Here is a 20,562-nt window from a genome sequence, read left to right on the forward strand (position 1 = left end):
AACGTGGGCGTACCATCGCTTTTGGAAGTCTCAAATCACGCGACGGCTGGCTGAGGATCAGCGCTAATCAGGACAACTTTAGGTTGACATCTGGTGAGAAAAGCGGAAAAGAAATGTCCGGGTCAGTGAAATAGGCTGGGCGGATTACACCCTTTGCGACGAGGTGAAATGAATCCTCAGGCGATACGGCAAAATCTTAGACCCCATAACGCTATGCAGTGAGCTTCATGGCTTCGCTTGAATACGCGTGGTTGAGATTCTGAGCCTAACTTAGGCAACAGCAGGCTCGTTGCCTAGTAGCGTTTAGCGCCAAAAAAAAACATGCGGCGCAGCCGTTCGCCTCCGACTTGAAGGAGGCAGATCATGGCAACCCAAGGCACAAGCCCGGCGCGTGCGCAGCGACGCAGGGCCGCGGGCAATCTATCTGACAACCGCGACGTTCGCTCCGGCATTTGGATCGTCCATGCTATGGACGGCGGACGGCGCATCCCTTTGTTGGGCGACCTCAGACATGAGCATTTCTATTTCACTGAGGGCGATCCTAGGATCGATTTTGCTGAGTATGAGCTGGATCCAACCATCACCACGCTCGACGCCGTTTCGGATAAGCCTCTCAGATTCGATGGCGTGGTCGTTACGCTTGATGGCAGCCGTCATTGCCGGCGGGTCGCGGAACGGTCTCTTGATCACGCGAACGGCCGCGACGCCCACCTAATTGAGCGTTATACAGTTGCGGCCAGACGCCTAGGCGGTACGTTTGAAGAAGTCACCGCGGTGCAACTGGATGCCGCAAGCGTGCGCGTCTCAAACTGGATTCGCGTGATGGGCGCCTATGTGCGTTGTCGCGGGCGTTCCCTCGGGGTGATCGAAGTGCTGGTCGCGGCACATGTGCCCGGCGCTAGCACCGTAACTTTGGGCGATCTGCTGAACCGGCTGAGCGATCAACCGCCAGCGTTCGTGCTCGCATCAGTCGCCAAGCTCTTGCGGCGTCGCGCATTGTGTAGCGACCTGGACGAGCGCGCTTGGAGCCGCCACACCCTGTTGTGGAGAGCCTAGCCATGAGCGCGACAGTTACGCGACGCACGATTCCCACCGAGGTGGCTAACTGTGCGGATTGGGCCATGCCTGACCTGTCGGGATTGACCGAGAAGCAGCGCCTGCGGTTTGTTGAGATCCACGATGTGATCATTCCTTATCTTGCCGGCAAGAACGTCCATCTGCCGATCAAAATGGCGCGCCTCTCGTACGTCGAGCTCGGGCGTCGGATCGGACGCTGCGTGAGTTTCGACAGTGAGGGACGGATGCTCGGTTGGTATGGTTTGCTGCCCGGCACCCATGTGACGGCGTACGAGCGGAAGACTGTCGCTAGCGGAAGGGTTGCCCTGGCTCAAGGGGGATACAGCGGTGCGCTGGGTGCCATCATGCGCACCCATCCCGATGTTGAGGTGCACCTCGCTCAGTATTTGCTGACAGCTCGGCGTGATCATGCGCTTCCCGAGTCCCGTGTCGCGATGAAGGATGCGCATCAGTATTTCTTGTCGCTGTGTAAGGAGCAGGGGGTCGTTGCCAACGACTGGCCTTTCTGCGTGGAACATCAGGGCGTGCGTTCTCTTACCAAGTGGGTCAACGCTTTTTACGCGCGTCACTACGATGCAATCGTCGAACGTCAGTATGGCGGGGTGGCTAAGGTAAAGGCGGCGACGGGCACCGGCCTGTGCAGCCGCCTTCGGGCAAGGATGCCCTTAGACATTGTGGAGATGGACGAGCACGTGTTGGACTTTTTCGCCTGCCTCGCGATTCCAACTCCCAAGGGCGTTAGGCACGTGAAGATTCGCCGCCTCAGTATCATCCTTGTAGTCGATCGGTTCAGTGAGGCGATCTTGGCCTATACCGTGATCGTCCGGCGTAAGGTCAACGCGGCGGACATAGTGGCCACTGTCGCCAAAGCCTTGGGACGGTGGATACCACGGGTCATGAGCCTACCCGGATTCGATACCGTTCGGCGCGGCGGAATGCCCTCAGAGCTGATTGAAGCGTTGGCTTCCTGTGGATTCAACGTGCTACTAATGGATAACGACTCGGCCCACCTGGCCGAGGCCTCGCTGTCCCGGATTGGTGAGATGGCAGGATGTGCGATCAACTACGGCAAGGTGGCGCACTTCGAGCGTCGCCCGTTTGTGGAGTTGATAAACCATCGTTTAGAAATTGCCTTTCAGCGATTGCCCTCCACCACGGGCTCAGGGCCGACTGATCCACGCCGGAAGGGCGCGGAGGACAAGGCGGTGACGTTCCAGATCGAGCTGCAGGCCGTGCTGGATCTGATCGATGCGGTGATTTCGGACTACAACACCTCTTTACCCGCCGGCAATCTCGGCGCGACACCGCTGGAGATCCTGCAACACTACGTTGAGGACACCTCGATCGGCTTTCTTCCGCCGGTACTGCCGCCCCCACTTCCTGGCATGCCCCCATTGGGACTGATGATCGAAAACGTGCGAGTGGCGGGCAGCTTGTCCCGCGGCGAGAAGCCACACATCAACTTCGATCGCGCAAAGTACATGGCACCGTGGCTCTCAGAACGCATGGATTTACTAGGCGAGCTTGTCCAACTGCACATCAACGAGGACGATATTTCTAGCGTGTTTGTCGTTGCGCCGGATGGCCGTCCGTTGGGGCTTGTCGATGCCAAGGGCGTCTGGGCGGGGGCCTCGCATTCCCGCGAAATGCGCCGCCTTATCAATGCAGCGATCGACACCGGGCAGATGTGCCGCCGCGTCAATACATGCATCGTGAGCGACTGGCTCTCGAGGGTCAGCAGGACCGCGCTTGCCAGGGGTAAAAAAGGCGATCACGTCGCCGCGGCAGAGGCCGCCAATCAGCTGGCCGAGGCGGCCCGCCTAGGACACGCGCTTGTGTCGCGCGAGCCAGGGCCGACCGAGGACCCTCCGGCCGGACCGGTGACGTCGGCGACACCGGGCTGCGCACCTCCCATCGCTTCCGTGAAGACCGCATCCGATGCCGCCAAGGCATGCACCATCGTGCCCGTGGCCAGTTTCTTCGCCATCAATTGATGACTATGCCATGACTACAAGAGTCGAGGTTCCTACCAGCGAGACCCTGCGTCTTCGCGACGAGTGTTGGGACGATCATCCCATAATCGTGACCAATGCAGTGTTGCCTACGGCCCCGATTGGATGGGTGCTCGGTCACGTGCTCAAGTGGGGTAGGCGTCAACAGGCGGGGGGCGCTTTCTGGGCCGAACCGCGCACAGGCAAGAGCTCCTGCATCCGAGCCATCGTTCGCGTAATCGCCATGAAGTTTCCCGGCGCGGGTGTCTTGGTCTATGAAGCAAAGAAAGACATTGTTTGCGCCGAAGGTTCGCTGATTGAGGACATGCTTCTCGCGATGGAGTTTGAAGGAAAGAGGCCGCGCCGCTTGCCTGACATGCGTGATCAGTTGTGCCGAGCGTTCTTTGCATTGAGTGCGAAGCGACGGCACTTATTCTTGATTTTTGATGAAGCGCAGTGCCTGCACGCGATCCAACTGGAATGGATCAAGTGCTACATCAATTTCTTGGTCAAACGAGGCTATCGGGTGACCGTCGTGATGTTTGGGCAGCACGAGCTCATCGGCATGCGAAACCGGATCATGATGCGGGGACGGTCTGACCTCAATTTCCGCTTCATGGAGCACTTCTTACAGTTTGAAGCGATTCTTTGTGGGAACGACATACTCGCCCTGTTGATTGCATGCGATCAGGAGTCGGAGTACCCCAGCGGCAGCGGCGTGAGCTATACCCAATTCCTCTGGCCACGCTCGTTCGAGGCGGGATTTCGGCTGTCCGATCAACTGCTCGCGATTTGCATCGGCTTTGGCATGGCGATTGAGGGCAAGCTGACCCACGAAGGGATCGCCATGGAATACGTCGCACGCACTCTAGCCGAACTGGCTGAGCTGACCCGCGACCGCGACAGCACGGGATTCCTGCCCAGCAAGGAAGACTGGAAGATGGCGGTGACGCTGAGCGGCTACTTTGACCGTCCGCCGATCCAGAGCCTTCGTGATAATGACGACAATGACGATACGGGATTGCGCCGCGATGCGCTTTGAAGGGGCCGGCGATGCTCAGCTGGAACAGTTGCTTCGATGATCCGTGGGAATCAGCGTGGGGCGCGTGTCACCGGCTCGCCTGGCTGAATGCCTGCAACGTCCGCGAGGTTCTAGAAGCAATGGTCGGCCGGCGCGTCCCGGTGGCCGACGTCAGAGCGGCCCTATTTAGCACCGAGGGGCGATGGTGGACGGAGACCTCCTTGGTCAGCAGCGCCGAGACTCAAGCGGCTTTCGCCACGCTAAGTGCACGCTTTGGACACGATGGCCCCGTCAGCCAGTGGCAGCGGTCGGTCGCACCACTGCTCGCGCGCGTGCCTCGATATTGCCCGCGCTGTTTGAGGACGGGCTTTCACTCGGTCGTTCATCAGATTGCCGGGCTTGACGGGTGCCCTTGGCATGGCGTGCCGCTGCGATCAGCGTGCGATGCGTGCCATCTCCCCTTCGCCGATTTAGATTGTGTTGCCGTCGGTGGGTTCGCCTGTCACCGTTGTAGTGCTTGTGTAGTGCCCGAGTCCTGGCCACTGCATGCCTCGGCCGCGACTCGGCGTCGTCGCCTGTTGATCGAGGGTCAACTCACCCAGTGGGCGCGCGCGGCGATCACCAACTTTCCGTTGGACTGGGACTGGACTTGGGAGGTGAATCCCGTCGGCGTGCGCGATGGCCGGAGACTGGTGCCACGATCCTGGTCAGCTGTGTTGCTTCCGATCCTCGCCAGCCATACGAAATTCCCGCTGGACGCACGGTTGCTCTGTCCAGCGCCAACGCAGCTTCAACGGATTGATCCCCGCAGATTTGGCCCCGTTCAGCCGGGCCTGAGCACGGTCGAGGTCGAACAGACAGTTGGGGAGGTGGAGCAGGAGGTTAGGCAGTACTTAGGCCCGCATCTGCAATGCTATGAAGACGCGAGGTTCATGCTGAGCTCGATCCATTTTTTCGACGACACTATTCCCTGGCTGGACGAATTCTGTGTGCAGGCGTGGGCGTACCGCATCTGGCGCGCGCGTTGCCTGCATTTAGTGAACGATTGCAAGTACTTTTTAAAACCGTATGTCGGCTTGGCAACGCAATTGGCGCGGGATTCCCTTCGCCAGGACTTGCTCAGCTCCTTTCATTACGGGCTGCAGATTCAGGTGATGTCGCGGTCGATGGTCGCACGTGGCACGAAGCCATCACACGAGGGATTGGTGTCGTTTTCAGACACGTGGACGTGGCTCACGCACTCACCCGCTCGACGGGGGTTCGTCTACGGGCCGGCCGATATGGCAGACCTCAAGGACTGTGACCATGGGCGCGTTGCGGGAAGTTGGGAGTCTCCTATGAAGAAACTACGGGAGAAGCAGCGGGAAGAAGCGATGAGTGACGTCGCGGTCACCAGTCCGTTCGGCAGCGCGTGAATTTGCTGATGACTATTAGCCTTGTGTGCTCATTTATCATGCCGACGAGAGGGAGGAAAACGGTGCCCCCGGCCTGCGAGAAGGGTAGGTAGGCCAGCTCATCGACGACGAACAGATCGGCGTTCAGCGTCCATTAGCCTTGTCGCCAGTTTGATCCTGTTATCCAGCGGCCCTCTCCGCTCTAGCGTGTTGACCAGCAGTCCATCTGCGAATGTGTACCACGTACGCGTAGATTTTCGATGCGTCCGGAACGACACTGAGGTCGCAGTCTTCAAACGGGCGTTGAATGAATTTTGGTAGGAGAGACCAATAAGGACTTTCCGCGCACTCTGTCTAAAAATCATTGCTCAAGAGGTGCGTGAAAACGTCACTTACGCGCGGCTAGCTTACTGCGCGTTTTGCGGCGTACAGGGCGTAGTCGTAGGAACTCATCGAGAACGGTAACGGGATTTAAGCTAAGGGCCTCACAGATCTCCACGAACTCAACGATATCAAGTCGTCGTTCGCCACGTTCTACTTTGGATATGAACGTTTGCGTGTTGCTGACGCGTTCCGCAAGCTCAATTTGAGTGACAGCTGCACGTTCCCGCAGGTTGCGCAAGATGGTCAGTATTGCCTGATAGTCAGGATGATGAGTGGATTGCGCCATGTGCTTGCCGTCGGTCGGCTTCGCACGCTAGAGTCGAATTCGGAATAGTCCAAAATCGGCTTGTAATGGAGTTCTTAGGTGCTCGTAGCGGCCATGGCGTTAGAACAATCGCGCATTGAGGCGACCCCGCCTGCCGATGTGAGCGAACTTGGCATTTTTGGAGGATTGGCATTACTGGCAGTTCTCGATGCCGGCGCAGACCCCGGTTTCCGGCATCTGAGAGCGCATCCTGGTTTCGGTGCACGTTTGGCGCCGCATCGCGCGCTGAGACACTTGATCCTCTCCACCTTGCTGAAAGCTGGCGTTCTGGCTCCCATTGCTTCCAGGGAACGCCTAGATGACGCAATCAGAGATGCACCTTGGGCAGAGGATGCTAGTCTTGAAGATGCTGACTGGCTGGTTGTATGGGACGAGCGCGGGCGAGGCACACTTCCAGATCAATTGCATGTCTATTTAAATACGTTCGAGTCGACGTCCCGGACCTGCGAGGTGATCTTGCAGACGTGGCAGACACTTGGTACGGCAGAATGCTTGGCGTTCGGTGAGTACGCACTGGCTGCGCACAATCTCAATCCGGCTTTAGCGCGACCATCTGCGGCGGCCCTGAGCACGATTTTGTCGCAGCACTCCATCGGCCAGGGTTGCGCGTTGATGTGGTCAGCAGCCAAACATGTGGCGTCGTGGTTCATGCGTAACGGCGTCAAGGCGACTGGAGCCGCAGAACGCGAATTTATCAATTCGATATGCGGAAACTCCGACCGCGCACGCTACGGTGAGCGATCGATAGCACAGTTCAGTCGTCACTCGTCGGTGCCCATCAGCACGTTTGCTCGAACGTTCATGAGGGCAAGCATGCTTGAGGACGATTTTTGGACCTCGCCTCTATCCGAAGAGGCGCTCATTGAGGCGAGACTACCTAAGAGGGGTTGATTGAAACGTGCCGAAAAAGAAAGCCCGAAAGCTCAACGAGCTTCTTGAAGCCGCAAGGCAGGACGCCACTCCATCCGTCGCAGCCCGCAGGCAAGAGGCTTTCTTTATGGCATTGCTTGACGCCACCGTCTATTCGCATGTCCCCCGTGAGCCGGCGCCTGCCGGGCGTATGCGGTTCCACCAATTTGTCCGGCCGGATAACGGCCAGACAGTGATGCCATTTTTCACCGACCGTGAGCAGGCTGAATTCGCGTCGACGGGAAACGTGGGAATCATGGCGATGGGCGCGCGACGTTTCTTCGAGTTGACGCGCGGCGCCACGTTGATGCTGAACCCTAACCTTGACAAAATCACGCTCTACCCGCCCGAAATCAAAGCTCTGCTGAACGGCCAACCCCCGCCATTCTTTACACGTGAGGAACTGCAGGCTCACGAGGAGGTGGGCGTGTGCCTGCCAACGGTGCCGACGGACAGCATGGTGCTTGGTCTGAGCGGTTTGTTTGCACGCGAGCCGTCGGTTCGTGCGGCGTATCTGACGGAGATCCATCGAGGAGTCGATGACTCAGGCGTTTTCCTCTTGCTGACCTTGGTGGTGACGTGCGGCAATGAGGAGCGCATGGTGCAGCTCACCACGCTGGAATTGCACTCGATCTCGCCGCCATTGACCCTTCCGGTCACCATGTCCTGCCAGGCACCTGACGAACCACTTCCAGCGCTATGCCACCATGGCATTCAGTTTTACGGAACCTAACGCACGGCCCGCCGCTGCGGGCGTGACATACAGTGGAGCAGAGCCACCGCAGGGGAATATTGTCTGGCCACTGACAGCGATCGGATTAGTGATTAGGGAGCGTTATCGAGGGTAGGGGAAAGCAGCTCTGATTTTGGATTGAGGAAGGGTCGGGGCACCCGCGCTCCGGATGCCAGTCCGAAAGTGCTGCCAGACGTTGCCGCAATGTGTTGCCCGACAGCGACGCTGCGTGGGCAGACGAATATTGGACCACAATGTCTGCCGTGGCTGGCGGGAGACCACGGCGGATCATTTCAAAGTGCGGCAAGGCCGAGGCATAGCGGCGTTACGTGTCTTAGCGCTCGGCGGCTTGCAGATAGCGTTCGATGGCATAGGACGGCATGAACGTAGTGGAAAATAGCTCATGCAGAAACACAATGCCTGAGGCAACCGTTATTCCGTGCTGGACCTCGTAGCAGGTACGGCCTTCGAGCTGCCAAACCCATCCCGAACGGTCGTCGTTGACTGCCGGGTTGACGCGTAAGAAATTGCACGTTGACACGCTGTTCGCCGCGGTTCTAAATCTTGGCCAGCCAGCCTGAGCGCAATGCCGGGCTGCAATGGACGTGGTTGAAACTTGCGAGGGAACGATGATGACGGGATGCATCACAAGGCGAGCAACAAGGAGGCCACAGCCGATCATTCTTGACGCGCGAAGCCCTTCCAGTCAGACGCATCTGCATTGTTGTGCTTCCACGGCCTGGCATGGTCACGATCGGGGTAGTGCCCAAACAGACGGGACTGGACAGCTAGGCAACTTGCTTGCCTGCTTCCGAAGTTGAAGATCTCACCAGAAAGCGACGCCGCATCATTTTCAACGGCGTAACGGTGCCATCGCAAGCGGGAAGCACGCCTGCACGTCAGGCGGGTCAGGGGAGGAGGAAGCAATGCGGCAAGCAAAGGATGACTTGGTGCGAAGTCAACAGTCTCGCGTTGAGCCGAGTGACGCACTGAAGCCGCAAGGCGCGGGGCGTGTTCTTATCGCGGGTGAATTCGCGAATGACTGGGGGCATCTCGGCTGCATGCTCGCGATGGCGCGGGCCTATCGTGACGCTGGGCACGAGGTGCTTCTGGCTGTCAGCGATTTGAACGCAGCCCGATTCTTCTTCGCAGAAGATACCTTTTCGGTAGTTCAAGCCCCCGCCCTGCGTCCTGCAAAGCGTCCTGCAGCCGAAGATCGACCCGCGGTCAATTTTGCTGACCTCTTGTGGGGGCTGGGCTATGCAGACACCGTCGCCCTTGCTGTGGCTACTGAGACGTGGATGGCTCTGCTCACCGAGATTGAGCCGGAACTGCTGGTGTATATCAACGCGCCCACGGCAGCGGTGGCGGCGCGTGTACTCCGCATTCCGACTATCTACGTGGGCGGCGCGTTCGATATTCCACCTGTCACATCCCCGTTGCCGATCTTCCGGCAAGCCACCGATCTCCCTGAGCAAGAGCTTGCAGTGATTCGGGAGGCGGAGGTTGTGGAAAACATCAACTCGATTCTAAGGCGATTCCAACAGCCGCATATCGAGTTTTTGGGTGAACTCTTCACCGCGAAAGACGTGCGACTTACCACGTTGCCGGAGCTGGATCCCTTTGGCCCGCGACCTCTGGAACAGTATGTTGGGCCAATCTTCACCCTACCCAAGGTTTATCGGACTAGCTGGAAAACGACGGATGCGAGTACCCGCATATTCGCGTATCTGCACCCGCAAGCACCTGCCTGCGAAAGCGTTTTGCAGGCACTGAATGGTCTTGAAGGCGAGGTGCTCTGCGTGATGCCTGGCTGCCCGCCGCAGTGGCCAGGGCGCTTTGACAGAATCACCTTTTATGCACAGCCACTGGAGCTGGCTTTCCTGTTGCCAATGGCGCATCTCGTCATCACCAGCGGCGTGGCGACCACGACAACGGCGTTGCTTATCGGGCTGCCAATCCTTTCGGTTCCGCGCACTTTGGAGCAGCACACAGTTGCTCAAGTGCTGGAGCGAGGCGGAGCGGCCAAGATAGCTGACGGGGGAGACGTGGAGCGTATTGCACGGGACATTAGCGAGTTACTGGTCAATTCGAAGCACAGGCAGTCGGCCGTACGGATTGCCATGAAATATATGGCAACTAAATTTGAAGATAATGCCTCCCGTGTTACCGGAAACCAAAATTGGCGAGCAAAGCGTGCCGCAATTATTTCAATCGTTAACTATGGCTAACAAGGCATCTGGAAAAGATGCTCGGAGGATGCAACTCATGAGATCTTCAGCACCCAACTATATTCTTTTAGGAGTCATCTCTTTTGTTGCTTCCTTTGGTATCCAGGCGTTGATCGTTTCTTATCTACTTCCGGGGCCGACCATTGAGATTCTTAGTAATCCATTAGAGCTGTCGGGTACTTACACATATCGTGATGCTGGTCGCTCGGGTAGAATGACTTGGATTAATGGTAAAAAATTCTATTGTAGTGGCGGCGCCATAAGTTATTATAGTTGCATGAACGATACGCGTGGATTGCCGCAGCGGGCCTCAGTTACCGTGCAGTTCGTAAATTTAAAAACACTATACGGTCATATTCCGATGGTGATGAATATCAAATCTTCGGACGCAAAGATATTTAGTCAGACACCTATCCAAGTAATGAATTCATGGAGGGATGAGAACATTTCTATGTTTTTATGGTTTTCTTCGATTATTCCATTCTTTGTCGTAGGCGGTACCATCATTTATCTCAATCGGAATAAGACGGCATGAGCGCTCTGACATGGTTGGAAGACTTTGCCTCCGAACATGGAAAGGGAGGAATTGTTTCAGCGATTGCCGGACTCACTTTGGACTCGGTGGCTATGGCCGGGGATATTGTAAGTGAAAAGGGGCCTAGGCAGTTATGGGATGATACCTATAAAGTCGTTCGCGATGCTTCTGAACTGATCAATGAAGTTCACGGGGCCGATAGTGTTTTCGGTAAACTCTTCGGTCGTCTCCTTGCATTTGCATCGATACCCGGCGATGTGGGCGATCTTGTGGTTAAATTCCACGACGCGGGTAGTGTGGATAACTTAAAACCGTCAGATATTCTTGGAATGTTAAGCGACGTGCTTGACATGGACGGAAGCCTGGTCGCAATTGCTGGGGTCGTTGACCCTCCTGTCGAGGCAGTTGGCCTTACTATCAAGGCGGCTGCATGGGCGGTGGGGGCATGGTCAGTTCATTTGTCAGCAGAAGAGGATTCGCAAGAGGGCCAGCAGAATGCTGCTTCCGAATCTCAGTCCAATCCGCAGCCTGTAATTATTACCCCAACCGTCAGCGTTGATCCTGGTGTCACCATGGGCTCGGGTACGGTGACTCAGTCCGATGGCTCTCAAGCCACGTACCAATCCGGCGCCAATGGTCTAGTCAATAGCGATTCGTGGACGTCTGCCAATCAGACGACCGAAACCGATACGCTGAATGCTGATGGCTCGATTACCAGCAAGATTACTTACGCCAACGGTACCTCTGCCACTGTCACTGACGATGGCCACGGAAATGTGACCACCGACTACCTCACCCAGAATGGCATCGAAACTCGTTCGACCTGGGTGCACTCCGATGGCACATCGGGCTCGGTAACGGTGTATCAGGATGGATTGACCAAGTTCCCGAATAGCACCGCCCCTTATCCGATCCCGTTATCAGCGTCGACAGTCGTCCAGAACCCTGATGGCAGTTACGAGAATGTCAGCTCAAATTCTCAAGATCAAACCCTGGCTACCAACTACAGCGCCGCCGGAGACCAGACTGCCCAAAGCGGCGTGGCTGCGACAGCATCCAACGATCTGGCCATAGCCACTACTGCCATGGTCACGGATGGAGACTCGAAGACCACCAACAACTACAACGCGGCGGGCAACTGGATCGGCGATACCTGGGTTAGTACTACAGATGCGGGCATCTATGCGGCATGGGCCAACACCAACCTTACGAAGGGGACGATCGTCCTAAACGCCAGCGGTGTGGCAATCACCGATGACACTGCGGTGGATGGCAGCATCTGGCGGGCCACGGCAGAAAAGAACGGAAGTACCACCACCCACATCGATAAGCAGGGAACGCTGCTTTCGGATCAGTGGACTGACACGGATGGGGCGAGTGGTTCGGATACCTTTGACTCCGACGTCTCGGGCTCTGGCACCTTCAGCAATGCGGACGGTAGTGGAGGCACCGTAACCCTCGGGGCGCAGGGTGACATCACCATCACCAATACGAACATAAGTGGACAGAAGACCAGCACGGATATCTGGCATAAAGCCACGGGCAGCTATGACATTACGCTTTTCAATTCCGGTGGAAGCAAGAGTTCGGACTACGATTACCTATCCAATGGCAATGTCGTCGCTACGGATTACAACAGCGACGGTAGTGTGGCTAATCAGCATACCGTTGCGGCGGGCCTGGTGATCGATCCCGATGGATCCAGTTTTGGCGACGTCGTCAACGCGGACAATACTTACACCGTCTATTTCGAAAACTCTTCAGGTGATACTACCGCTTGGCAGTTCGGTGGCGGTGGCGGGCTTACCGGCAGTTATCACACCACAAGCAATGACTCCCCTACTTCGGGGTGGACAGGCACGTTTTCGGATGGCGAGACATGGACTAGCGGCGATAATGCCTCAACGGCCCACTTTACTGATTCGCAAGGCAATGCCTGGACGATCTACATGAATCCGTTAGGGCAGGAAGCCGGCGGCGATTATAGTAACGCATCGACCGGGTCGCATGGTTTCGTCACGCGCAACGCGGATGGGTCCCAAGAGGATATCAATTACGCTTCCGATGGTAGTTCGTATACGGTCTATAGTGATGGAAATGGTAATGTCAGTAACGAATTCTTTGACGCCAGCGGCAACGAAACCAGCGATGTATGGACCAAGGCCGACGGCGGTAGCGGTGAAGACGTTTACAATGCCGATGGCAGCTCGAAAACTTACATCAAGGATGCAGCAAGCAATACCAGCGAATTCTCTTACAACTCTCAAGGCGAATTGACGGGTGTTGAATGGAGCAGTGGCAATAGTGACGTAACCACCACAACTGGTAGCAATGCCGAGGGTGATGTGGTCATTACTACTTCCAACAGTTATGACGGATCCAGCATCATCGAGACGATGTATACCGGCGGCAGCCAAAGCGTTGTGTGCAACGATGGACTAGGCGATACCGGCACGTTCAGCACCATGGTCGGCGGAGCCTCCGGCGACAGTTGGGAAAATGCCAATGGCAGCTCGGGCACGTACGCCACCAATGCTGGTGGCTCCAGTTCTAGCTCGTTCGTTACTGCCTTTGGTTCTAGCGACGGCAAAACGACCAACGCTGATGGCAGTTATAGTGCCTTTAACGCGGATGGACTGGGTAACACCAGTACCGCCAACTACAACGCCCAAAGCGTGCTAACCGGTATAGTCTGGAGCAGCAGCAACACCGACATAGAAAATGTGACCAATGCTACGGTCACCACCAGTACCAATTACTACGACAACTCCAGCGTTGTCACTACGGTCAACAGTGATGATAGCGAAACGATCTCCTACAGTGATGGGCAGGGCAATAGTATTACGGACAGTTACGGCGCCAGCGGAGTGCTCACGGGAGATGCGTGGACTCAGTCTGATGGGACCACGGGCAGCGACAACTATTATGGTGGCCTTGGCGTTGGTGGCCCCTTCTCGTCCGTAATCAATGCAGGTGCCGGTGGTACAGCAGCCGCACCCGTTGTCGTTATCGCGGGTAGTGGAAGTGCCACGGTCTACGCAGGCGCTGGGTTCGATCAAATCCACGGTGGCAGTGGTTCTGACACCATTGAAGGCGGTCCGGGCTCGGCGCAAATCCTGGGTGGCACCGGGCAACAAACCTATGTGTACGACTTGGGGAACGGGTCAGACACGATCAGCGAAAACACCACGATGGCAGGTGCTGATGTACTGAAGTTTGGTACGGGTATCAGCTCATCGGGTTTGACTTACAGCTACAACTCGACCACGAACGCTTTGGCAGTCGGCTTCGGGGCGTTGTCCGGTTCGACGTTGACCTTGGCTGGCTTCGTGACTTCGCAGATCAGTCAGCATCAGATCGCGACCTTCTCGTTCGCCGATGGTACGTCCCTGACTCAGTTGCAGGTTTTGCAGAAGGGCGTTGCCATCAACGGAACGACCGGAAACGACTCGCTGGTGGGTACCGCGGGTACGAACTATTTCGACGGTGACGGCGGAAACGATACGGCAGTGGGTGATGGCGGTAATGATACGTTCGTATTCAATGCCGGGTATGGGAAGCTCACAATCAACGAGACCTATTCCAGTGGTCAACAGCCCGTGTTGCAACTGGGGGCTGGGATCACCGCATCTGCACTGAAAGTAACAATCGATGGAGCCAATCTGGTGCTGACTGACGGCGTCAGCGGCGACCAGATCACCTTGGATGGCATGGCATCGTCTAGTACTGATGGCGTGGCCGTCGTCCAGTTCGCCGACGGTACCAACTTAGTCGCTGCACAGCTGTTGCAGAGTGGGACGACCGGTACGACTGGTAGCGACACAATCTACGGTACATCGGGTGCGGATCTGATCGATGGCAAAGGTGGCGGCGATATCGAATATGGTGAGGGTGGCAATGACACCTTTGTGTTCGAGTCGGGTTACGGTCAACTAGAAATCAGCGATATCAATACGGCCGGGCAGTCACCCGTGTTGCAGTTGGGAGCAGGTATCACCGCGTCGGCGTTGAAGGTGATGACCGATGGAATCAATCTGGTGCTGACCGACGGCGTTAGCGGCGACCAGATCACCCTCGATAAGATGTGGTCGACCAGTGGTGCTGGTGTTGCGACACTGCAATTGGCGGATGGCACCAGCCTGACGGCGGCGCAGCTGATGCAGATGGAGATGACCGGAACAACAGGTAACGATACTCTGCGTGGCACTTCAGGCGCTGACTTGATTGACGGCAATGGCGGCAAGGATCTGATCGTCGGCAATGGTGGGAGCGACACCTTTGTCTTCAATAGTGGTTACGGCAATCTGGAGGTCAATGAGCAGTACTCAGGAACCCAGGCGCCGATCTTGGAGCTGGGTGAAGGGATCACTGTTGCGGCACTGCATGTTTCATCGTTCCAGAACGCCTTGTTTCTGACCGATGGCGTCAGTGGAGATCAGATCAAGTTGGATGGGATGTTGAGCAGCAGCTATGGCGTGTCGGCCGTGCAGCTGGCTGACGGAACGACGCTAACGCGCGCGCAACTCGTCCAGATGGGAATGACGGGGACGATCGGCGACGATACGCTGAACGGCACTTCCAGTGCCGACTTGCTTGACGGCAAGGGAGGCAACGACTCGATTGACGGAAACGGTGGCAACGACACGTTCGTGTTCAATGCCGGTTATGGTGATCTGGAGATTTACGAGAGTTACACCAGCGGCCAACAGCCCGTGCTGCAATTGGGTGTGGGGATCACGGCGGCCGCATTGCACGTGATTTCGGATGGCACCAACCTCTTGCTAACCGATGGAGTAAGTGGCGATCAAGTTAAGTTGGACAATATGTGGAACAGCAGCAGCCATGGCGTTGGGGTGGTACAGCTGGCTGACGGGACGACATTGACGGCCGCGCAACTAGTGCAGACGGAGATGACCGGGACGACGGCTGACGATACGATCTACGGCACATCGGGTGCTGATCTTCTCGACGGAAAGGGTGGTAACGATTCCGTGATTGGCAACGGTGGCAATGACACTTTCGTGTTCAATGCGGGATATGGAAAGCTCGCGATTAATGAAGTTGAAGCCATCACCGGAAACAGTCCAAATCAAGCTGTATTGAAATTGGGGCCTAGCATAACCTCTGCGATGCTGAAGGTGACCGCAAACGAGTTTGGGGATCTCATCCTGAACGATGGAACGGCAGGTGATCAAGTCAGTATCCAATCACCTAATCAAAGGGGCTACCCCAGTTCTACGGCGTGGGGCGTGAGCGTCCAATTTGCTGACGGCTCCTCCTTGACGCACAGCGAACTCACGCAATTGGCAAGCAACTTGGATGGTACGCCTGGTAGTGACTACCTCGTGGGAACAGGGAACGCCGACACGTTCGACGGCAAAGGTGGTAACGACTTTGTGCTTGGAAATGGAGGTGCTGATACCTTCGTTTTTAATCAGGGATACGGTGCGTTGGAAGTGGGGACGGAGTATGGATACACACTGAACCTTGGTTCCGGAATTACGTCATCGAACCTGCAGGCATACATCAGCCATAGTGACAATGGCTCCGACTTGATTCTGACGGACGGTACGCCCGGTGATGTCATTCGTTTGGATCATGTCTATGATAACTTCGGCGCTGGCGGTGTCGTGCATTTTTCGAATGGAACGACGCTTCCGATGTCTCAGCTGGTTAGTGAAGTTAACGGCGAATATAATAATATTTATATGGGTCAAGAGGTTTATCGGGAGGGGGTCGGTTCATCTGATCAATGGATTAGTGAGAATAATACAACTGGCTTCATTCAGATTTTTTATGAAGACGGCATCACCAGCAATGACGTTGCGGCGGAGGGCCGTAACGGTGGTGGTCTGATTCTGATGAATAAGTCAACCGGTAGTCAGGTTTACCTTGATAACTATTTCAACTACCAAAATATTACAGTGAATTTCTCCGATGGAGTGACTTGGAGTGAGCCTCAGATAATCCAGGCGATGGAAACCGGAACGACGGGGAACGATACGCTCTCAGGTACTGGCGCTGCTGAACGTTTTGACGCTAAGGGTGGCGACGATTCCATTTATGGTGGTGGTGGTAATGACACGTTCGTCTTCAACTCGGGCTACGGTGAGTTGGAGATCAACGAGGCAAATACCAGTGGTCAGCAACCGGTCCTGCAGCTTGGCGCAGGGATCACTGCGTCTGCGTTGCGTGTGACTGTGGCGGGCGTAAATCTGGTGCTGACCGATGGTGTCAGCGGTGATCAGATCACGCTGGACAACCAGAACTCCTCCAGCACCGATGGTGTTGCACTGGTGCAGTTTGCCGACGGGACAAGCGTGACAGCGGCGCAATTGATCCAGATCTCGCAAGAAATCGCAGGGACAACGGGCAACGACATACTGACGGGCACCCCTGGGGCCGACTGGATTGACGGTAAGGGCGGCAACGATTCCGTCATCGGCAATGGCGGCAGCGATACGTTCGTCTTCAACGCAGGCTATGGTAACCTGGAGATCAACGAGACGTATACCAGTAGTCAGCAGCCCATCCTGCGGCTCGGTGCGGGGATTGCGGCGTCAACGTTGGAAGTGACAGCGAACGGCGCCCATCTGGTGCTGACCGATGGCGTCAGCGGTGATCAGGTCACATTGGATAACCAGAACTCTTCTGGCAGTGCTGGCGTTACATTGGTGCAATTTGCCGATGGGACGAGCTTGACGGCGGCGCAATTGACCCAGCTCTCGAAAGAAATTCGTGGAACGACGGGCAACGACACGTTGATCGGCACCTCTGGAGCCGATTTGATTGACGGCAAGGGTGGCAACGACTCCATTATGGGCAATGGCGGCAACGACACGTTCGTCTTCAACTCGGGCTACGGTGATCTAGAGATAAACGAGCCGTATACCAGTGGTCAGCAACCGATCTTGCAGCTCGGCACAGGGATTACGGCGTCGGCATTACAGGTGACAGTGTCCGGTGCCAATCTGGTGCTGACAGATGGTGTCAGTGGTGATCAGATGACCTTGGACAACCAAGTCTCATCCGATAGTGACGGCGTTGCATTGGTGCAGTTTGCCGATGGGTCGACCTTGAACACGGCACAATTGATTCAGATCGCGCATGATTTTGTCGGAACCGCAGGCAACGATGTGCTGACGGGTAATTCGGACGCCGATCTGATCGACGGCAGCGGGGGCAATGATTCGGTGATCGGTGGCGGCGGCAGCGATACCTTTGTCTTCAATTCTGGTTACGGCCATTTGGAGATCAACGAGCTCTTTACCAGTGGTCAAATGCCGGTGTTACAACTGGGTGCCGGCATCACGGCATCAGCGTTGCACGTCACGGAAAGTAGCAATAATTTGATATTGGTGGACAGTGTCAGTGGTGATCAGATCACCCTGGATGCGATGTGGTCGAGCGCTACCCATGGGGTCGCGACGGTGACGTTGGCCGATGGCACGGTATTCACGCGCAGCCAGTTGATCCAGATGGAAATGAGCGGGACAGTCGGCAGTGATACGATCACTGGCACCTCGGGTGCAAATCTGATCGACGGGATGGGCGGCAATGATTCGGTGGTCGGCGGGGGTGGCAACGACACGTTCGTCTTCAATTCCGGCTACGGCCATCTGGAAATCAATGAGAGCTTTACCACCGGTCAAACGCCTGTACTGCAATTGGGTTCCGGAATCACCGCGTCGACACTGCATGTTGTAAAGAGTGGAAACAATCTGCTGCTGACCGATGGCATTACCGGTGATCAGATCACGCTGGACACGATGTCATCGTCCAGCACACATGGCGTCGCCACGGTGCACTTGGCCGATGGCACAACACTGACGCGTGCCCAGCTGATCCTGATGGAATTGACCGGGACGACAGGCAACGACACGATTACTGGCACCTCGGGTGCCGATGTGATCGACGGCAGAGGTGGCAATGATTCGGTGGTCGGCGGGGGCGGCAACGACACGTTCGTCTTCAATTCCGGCTACGGACAATTGGTGGTCAATGAGACCTTCACCAGCGGTCAGACGCCGGTCTTGCAACTGGGTGCCGGGATTACGGCATCGACACTCAAGGTCAAGAAAAGTGGGAACAATCTCGTACTCACTGATGGCGTGACGGGGGACCAAGTTACCTTGATCACTATGTCGTCGTCGAGCACCCATGGTGTCGCGACGGTGCACTTGGCCGATGGCACGTCATTGACGCGCAGCCAGTTGATCCAGAAGGAAAGTGCGTCAGCCACGAAAACTTCATCGGTCCCGCTGACTTCCGCGGATAGCGCGACTGCTATCCAGATCAATCCCTTGATCCATGCGATGGCAAGCTATACGGGTACTGGTAAGGGAGGTGGCGGCATGACCACGACGGTGATTCCGCAGGTCGCCTCGGACGTGATGCTTCACGCGGCCGCTTAACAGTGGCTGATGTATGCATTCGGTAGAGGATGCAGACGGGCAGGCCTCGATCCAGTGCTACGGATACCAGCATCGAGCCCCCCGTTCGTCTGAGTCATGTTCTTGCGCCAGTCATTCCATCCGCGTCCAAGGAATGTTCGTTTCGTTGCGAGAAAAAGGATCTTGGTAGCTCATGCCGCAGAGAGTGATCTTCATTCATCAAAATATGCCCGGACAGTTCAGGCACCTGATGGCGTATTGCGCTGAAAGTTCGGAGTTTGAAGTCGTCGTCGTCGGTGAGAAGCAGCGTGTTCTGGCCAACTTCCCTCGCGCCATGCACGGGGTGACCTTTCACGTCTACGACTTGACCGACATCCCACGCGAGCAAGTTCCGTCGGAGTTGTGGACGACCACGAACGCCATGCGTCGTGGGCGTGCCGTGGCCCTGTGTCTTCAGAACATACGTGACACTGGCTTTCGGCCGGACGTGATCTACGGTCATCCGGGGTGGGGTGACATGCTGCATGTCCGGGATGTGTTCCCCGCGGCGCGGATCGTCAATTACGGTGAGTTTTACTTCAATCGCGATGGGCAGGACCTGAATTTCGACCCGGAATTCCAGCCGCAAGCGATGGACGTCTATCGGGTTCGGACCGACAACATGACGCAACTGGTCAGTCTGGTGGATTCCGATGCCTGCATCAGTCCCACTCAGTGGCAGCGATCGCGCTACCCTGAGCTGCTGAGAAAGCACATCACAGTCATTCACGACGGTATCGACGTTGATGTCGTTAAGCCCGATCCAACGGTACGACTGACGCTGCCTCAGTCGGGGCTAGTCTTGGACCGAAATGTGCCGGTCATCACTTATGTCAGTCGCAACCTGGAACCCTATCGGGGTTTCCACGTGTTCATGCGAGCGTTGCCGGGAATTCTCTCCGCACTACCGGATGCGCAAGTACTGATCGTTGGCGGAGACGAGGTCTCCTACAGCAGCAAGCTTCCGGGGAGCCGTACGTATCGGGAAATGATGCTCGCCGAACTGGGCGCAAGGCTTGATCTCTCGCGAGTGCATTTCCTCGGTCGTGTGCCCTACGAACAATATTTGCGAATACTTCAGGTATCGCGCGTGCACGTCTACCTGACCTACCCCTTTGTGCTGTCGTGGTCGATGCTGGAGGCGATGGCGGTTGGTGCTGTGGTCGTGGGATCGAGTACGCCTCCTGTACAAGAGGTCATCGTTGACGGGGTCAATGGCTTCTTGGTGGACTTCTTCTCACCCCAAGAGTTGGGGGAAGCCGTGTGTCGCGCGTGCCGTGACTTCGACGAGTTGGGGTCGATTCGCCAAGCCGCCATGGAAACGGTCACCCAACGTTTTGATCTTCGCAACGACTGCTTGAGGCGGCAGTTGGCCTTGTTGTTTCCGGAATCGGATGCCAACGCTACTGTTCGCGCCAACGCTTGATGATTTGAAGGAATAGAAGTTCATGAAGGGATGCACAAGACCGCGTCATTTTCCCCACGTTGGGCCTGGGTTGGCCACCGCGGCGGTAGCGCTTTCCTCGTCAA

The 20,562-nt window shown here is 56.4% G+C and carries 11 protein-coding genes; 10 read left to right on the plus strand and 1 reads right to left on the minus strand.

The window, feature by feature from the left end:
* The first annotated feature begins 363 nt into the window (after positions 1-363).
* From PY254_RS10960 to PY254_RS10975, 4 genes are all read left to right on the plus strand, one after another.
* Positions 364-1,056 (plus strand): hypothetical protein, encoded by a 693-nt coding sequence (locus tag PY254_RS10960; RefSeq protein WP_281012080.1) that lies wholly within the window; start codon positions 364-366, stop codon positions 1,054-1,056.
* A 65-nt stretch (positions 1,057-1,121) separates the two neighbouring features.
* Positions 1,122-3,071, plus strand: a complete 1,950-nt coding sequence (locus PY254_RS10965) for a hypothetical protein (protein ID WP_281012081.1) — start codon at positions 1,122-1,124, stop codon at positions 3,069-3,071.
* 10 nt (positions 3,072-3,081) lie between these two features.
* A complete protein-coding gene (locus tag PY254_RS10970; protein ID WP_281012082.1) occupies positions 3,082-4,110 on the plus strand; it encodes an ATP-binding protein in 1,029 nt (342 codons plus the stop codon).
* 557 nt (positions 4,111-4,667) lie between these two features.
* On the plus strand, positions 4,668-5,504 hold the full coding sequence (locus tag PY254_RS10975) for a hypothetical protein (protein WP_281012083.1): 837 nt from the start codon (positions 4,668-4,670) through the stop codon (positions 5,502-5,504).
* Positions 5,505-5,871: 367 nt separating this feature from the next.
* Here PY254_RS10975 and PY254_RS10980 read toward each other — a convergent pair whose 3' ends face one another.
* Entirely contained in the window at positions 5,872-6,153 is a 282-nt protein-coding gene (locus PY254_RS10980; protein ID WP_281012084.1) for a type II toxin-antitoxin system RelB family anti-toxin, read from the minus strand.
* A gap of 78 nt (positions 6,154-6,231) precedes the next feature.
* Between PY254_RS10980 and PY254_RS10985 the strand changes: the two genes are divergently transcribed.
* The 6 genes from PY254_RS10985 (at position 6,232) to PY254_RS11010 (ending at position 20,458) form a co-directional block, all read left to right on the plus strand.
* On the plus strand, positions 6,232-7,083 hold the full coding sequence (locus PY254_RS10985; protein ID WP_281012085.1) for a hypothetical protein: 852 nt from the start codon (positions 6,232-6,234) through the stop codon (positions 7,081-7,083).
* A 7-nt stretch (positions 7,084-7,090) separates the two neighbouring features.
* Complete coding sequence (locus tag PY254_RS10990) at positions 7,091-7,834, plus strand: SseB family protein (protein ID WP_281012086.1); 744 nt, start codon at positions 7,091-7,093, stop codon at positions 7,832-7,834.
* Between the two features lie 926 nt (positions 7,835-8,760).
* Entirely contained in the window at positions 8,761-10,065 is a 1,305-nt protein-coding gene (locus PY254_RS10995; protein ID WP_281012087.1) for a glycosyltransferase, read from the plus strand.
* A gap of 37 nt (positions 10,066-10,102) precedes the next feature.
* The gene (locus PY254_RS11000; RefSeq protein WP_281012088.1) at positions 10,103-10,600 is read left to right on the plus strand and encodes a hypothetical protein; all 498 of its coding nucleotides are present in this window, start codon (positions 10,103-10,105) and stop codon (positions 10,598-10,600) included.
* A complete protein-coding gene (locus PY254_RS11005; RefSeq protein WP_281012089.1) occupies positions 10,597-19,014 on the plus strand; it encodes a calcium-binding protein in 8,418 nt (2,805 codons plus the stop codon). Before PY254_RS11000 ends, PY254_RS11005 begins: the two co-directional genes overlap by 4 nt.
* Positions 19,015-19,186: 172 nt before the next feature.
* Positions 19,187-20,458 (plus strand): glycosyltransferase, encoded by a 1,272-nt coding sequence (locus PY254_RS11010; protein ID WP_281012090.1) that lies wholly within the window; start codon positions 19,187-19,189, stop codon positions 20,456-20,458.
* Positions 20,459-20,562 lie beyond the last annotated feature (104 nt).

This window comes from Rhodanobacter sp. AS-Z3 (assembly GCF_029224025.1).
Taxonomy (GTDB): Bacteria; Pseudomonadota; Gammaproteobacteria; order Xanthomonadales; family Rhodanobacteraceae; genus Rhodanobacter.

Bases quoted from the DNA above. Each gene is read 5' to 3' on its own strand.
- PY254_RS10960 (WP_281012080.1), top strand. From the start codon at position 364: ATGGCAACCCAAGGCACAAGCCCGGCGCGTGCGCAGCGACGCAGGGCC.
- PY254_RS10965 (WP_281012081.1), top strand. From the start codon at position 1,122: ATGCCTGACCTGTCGGGATTGACCGAGAAGCAGCGCCTGCGGTTTGTT.
- PY254_RS10970 (WP_281012082.1), top strand. From the start codon at position 3,082: ATGACTACAAGAGTCGAGGTTCCTACCAGCGAGACCCTGCGTCTTCGC.
- PY254_RS10980 (WP_281012084.1), bottom strand. From the start codon at position 6,153: ATGGCGCAATCCACTCATCATCCTGACTATCAGGCAATACTGACCATC.
- PY254_RS10995 (WP_281012087.1), top strand. From the start codon at position 8,761: ATGCGGCAAGCAAAGGATGACTTGGTGCGAAGTCAACAGTCTCGCGTT.
- PY254_RS11000 (WP_281012088.1), top strand. From the start codon at position 10,103: ATGAGATCTTCAGCACCCAACTATATTCTTTTAGGAGTCATCTCTTTT.
- PY254_RS11005 (WP_281012089.1), top strand. From the start codon at position 10,597: ATGAGCGCTCTGACATGGTTGGAAGACTTTGCCTCCGAACATGGAAAG.
- PY254_RS11010 (WP_281012090.1), top strand. From the start codon at position 19,187: ATGCCGCAGAGAGTGATCTTCATTCATCAAAATATGCCCGGACAGTTC.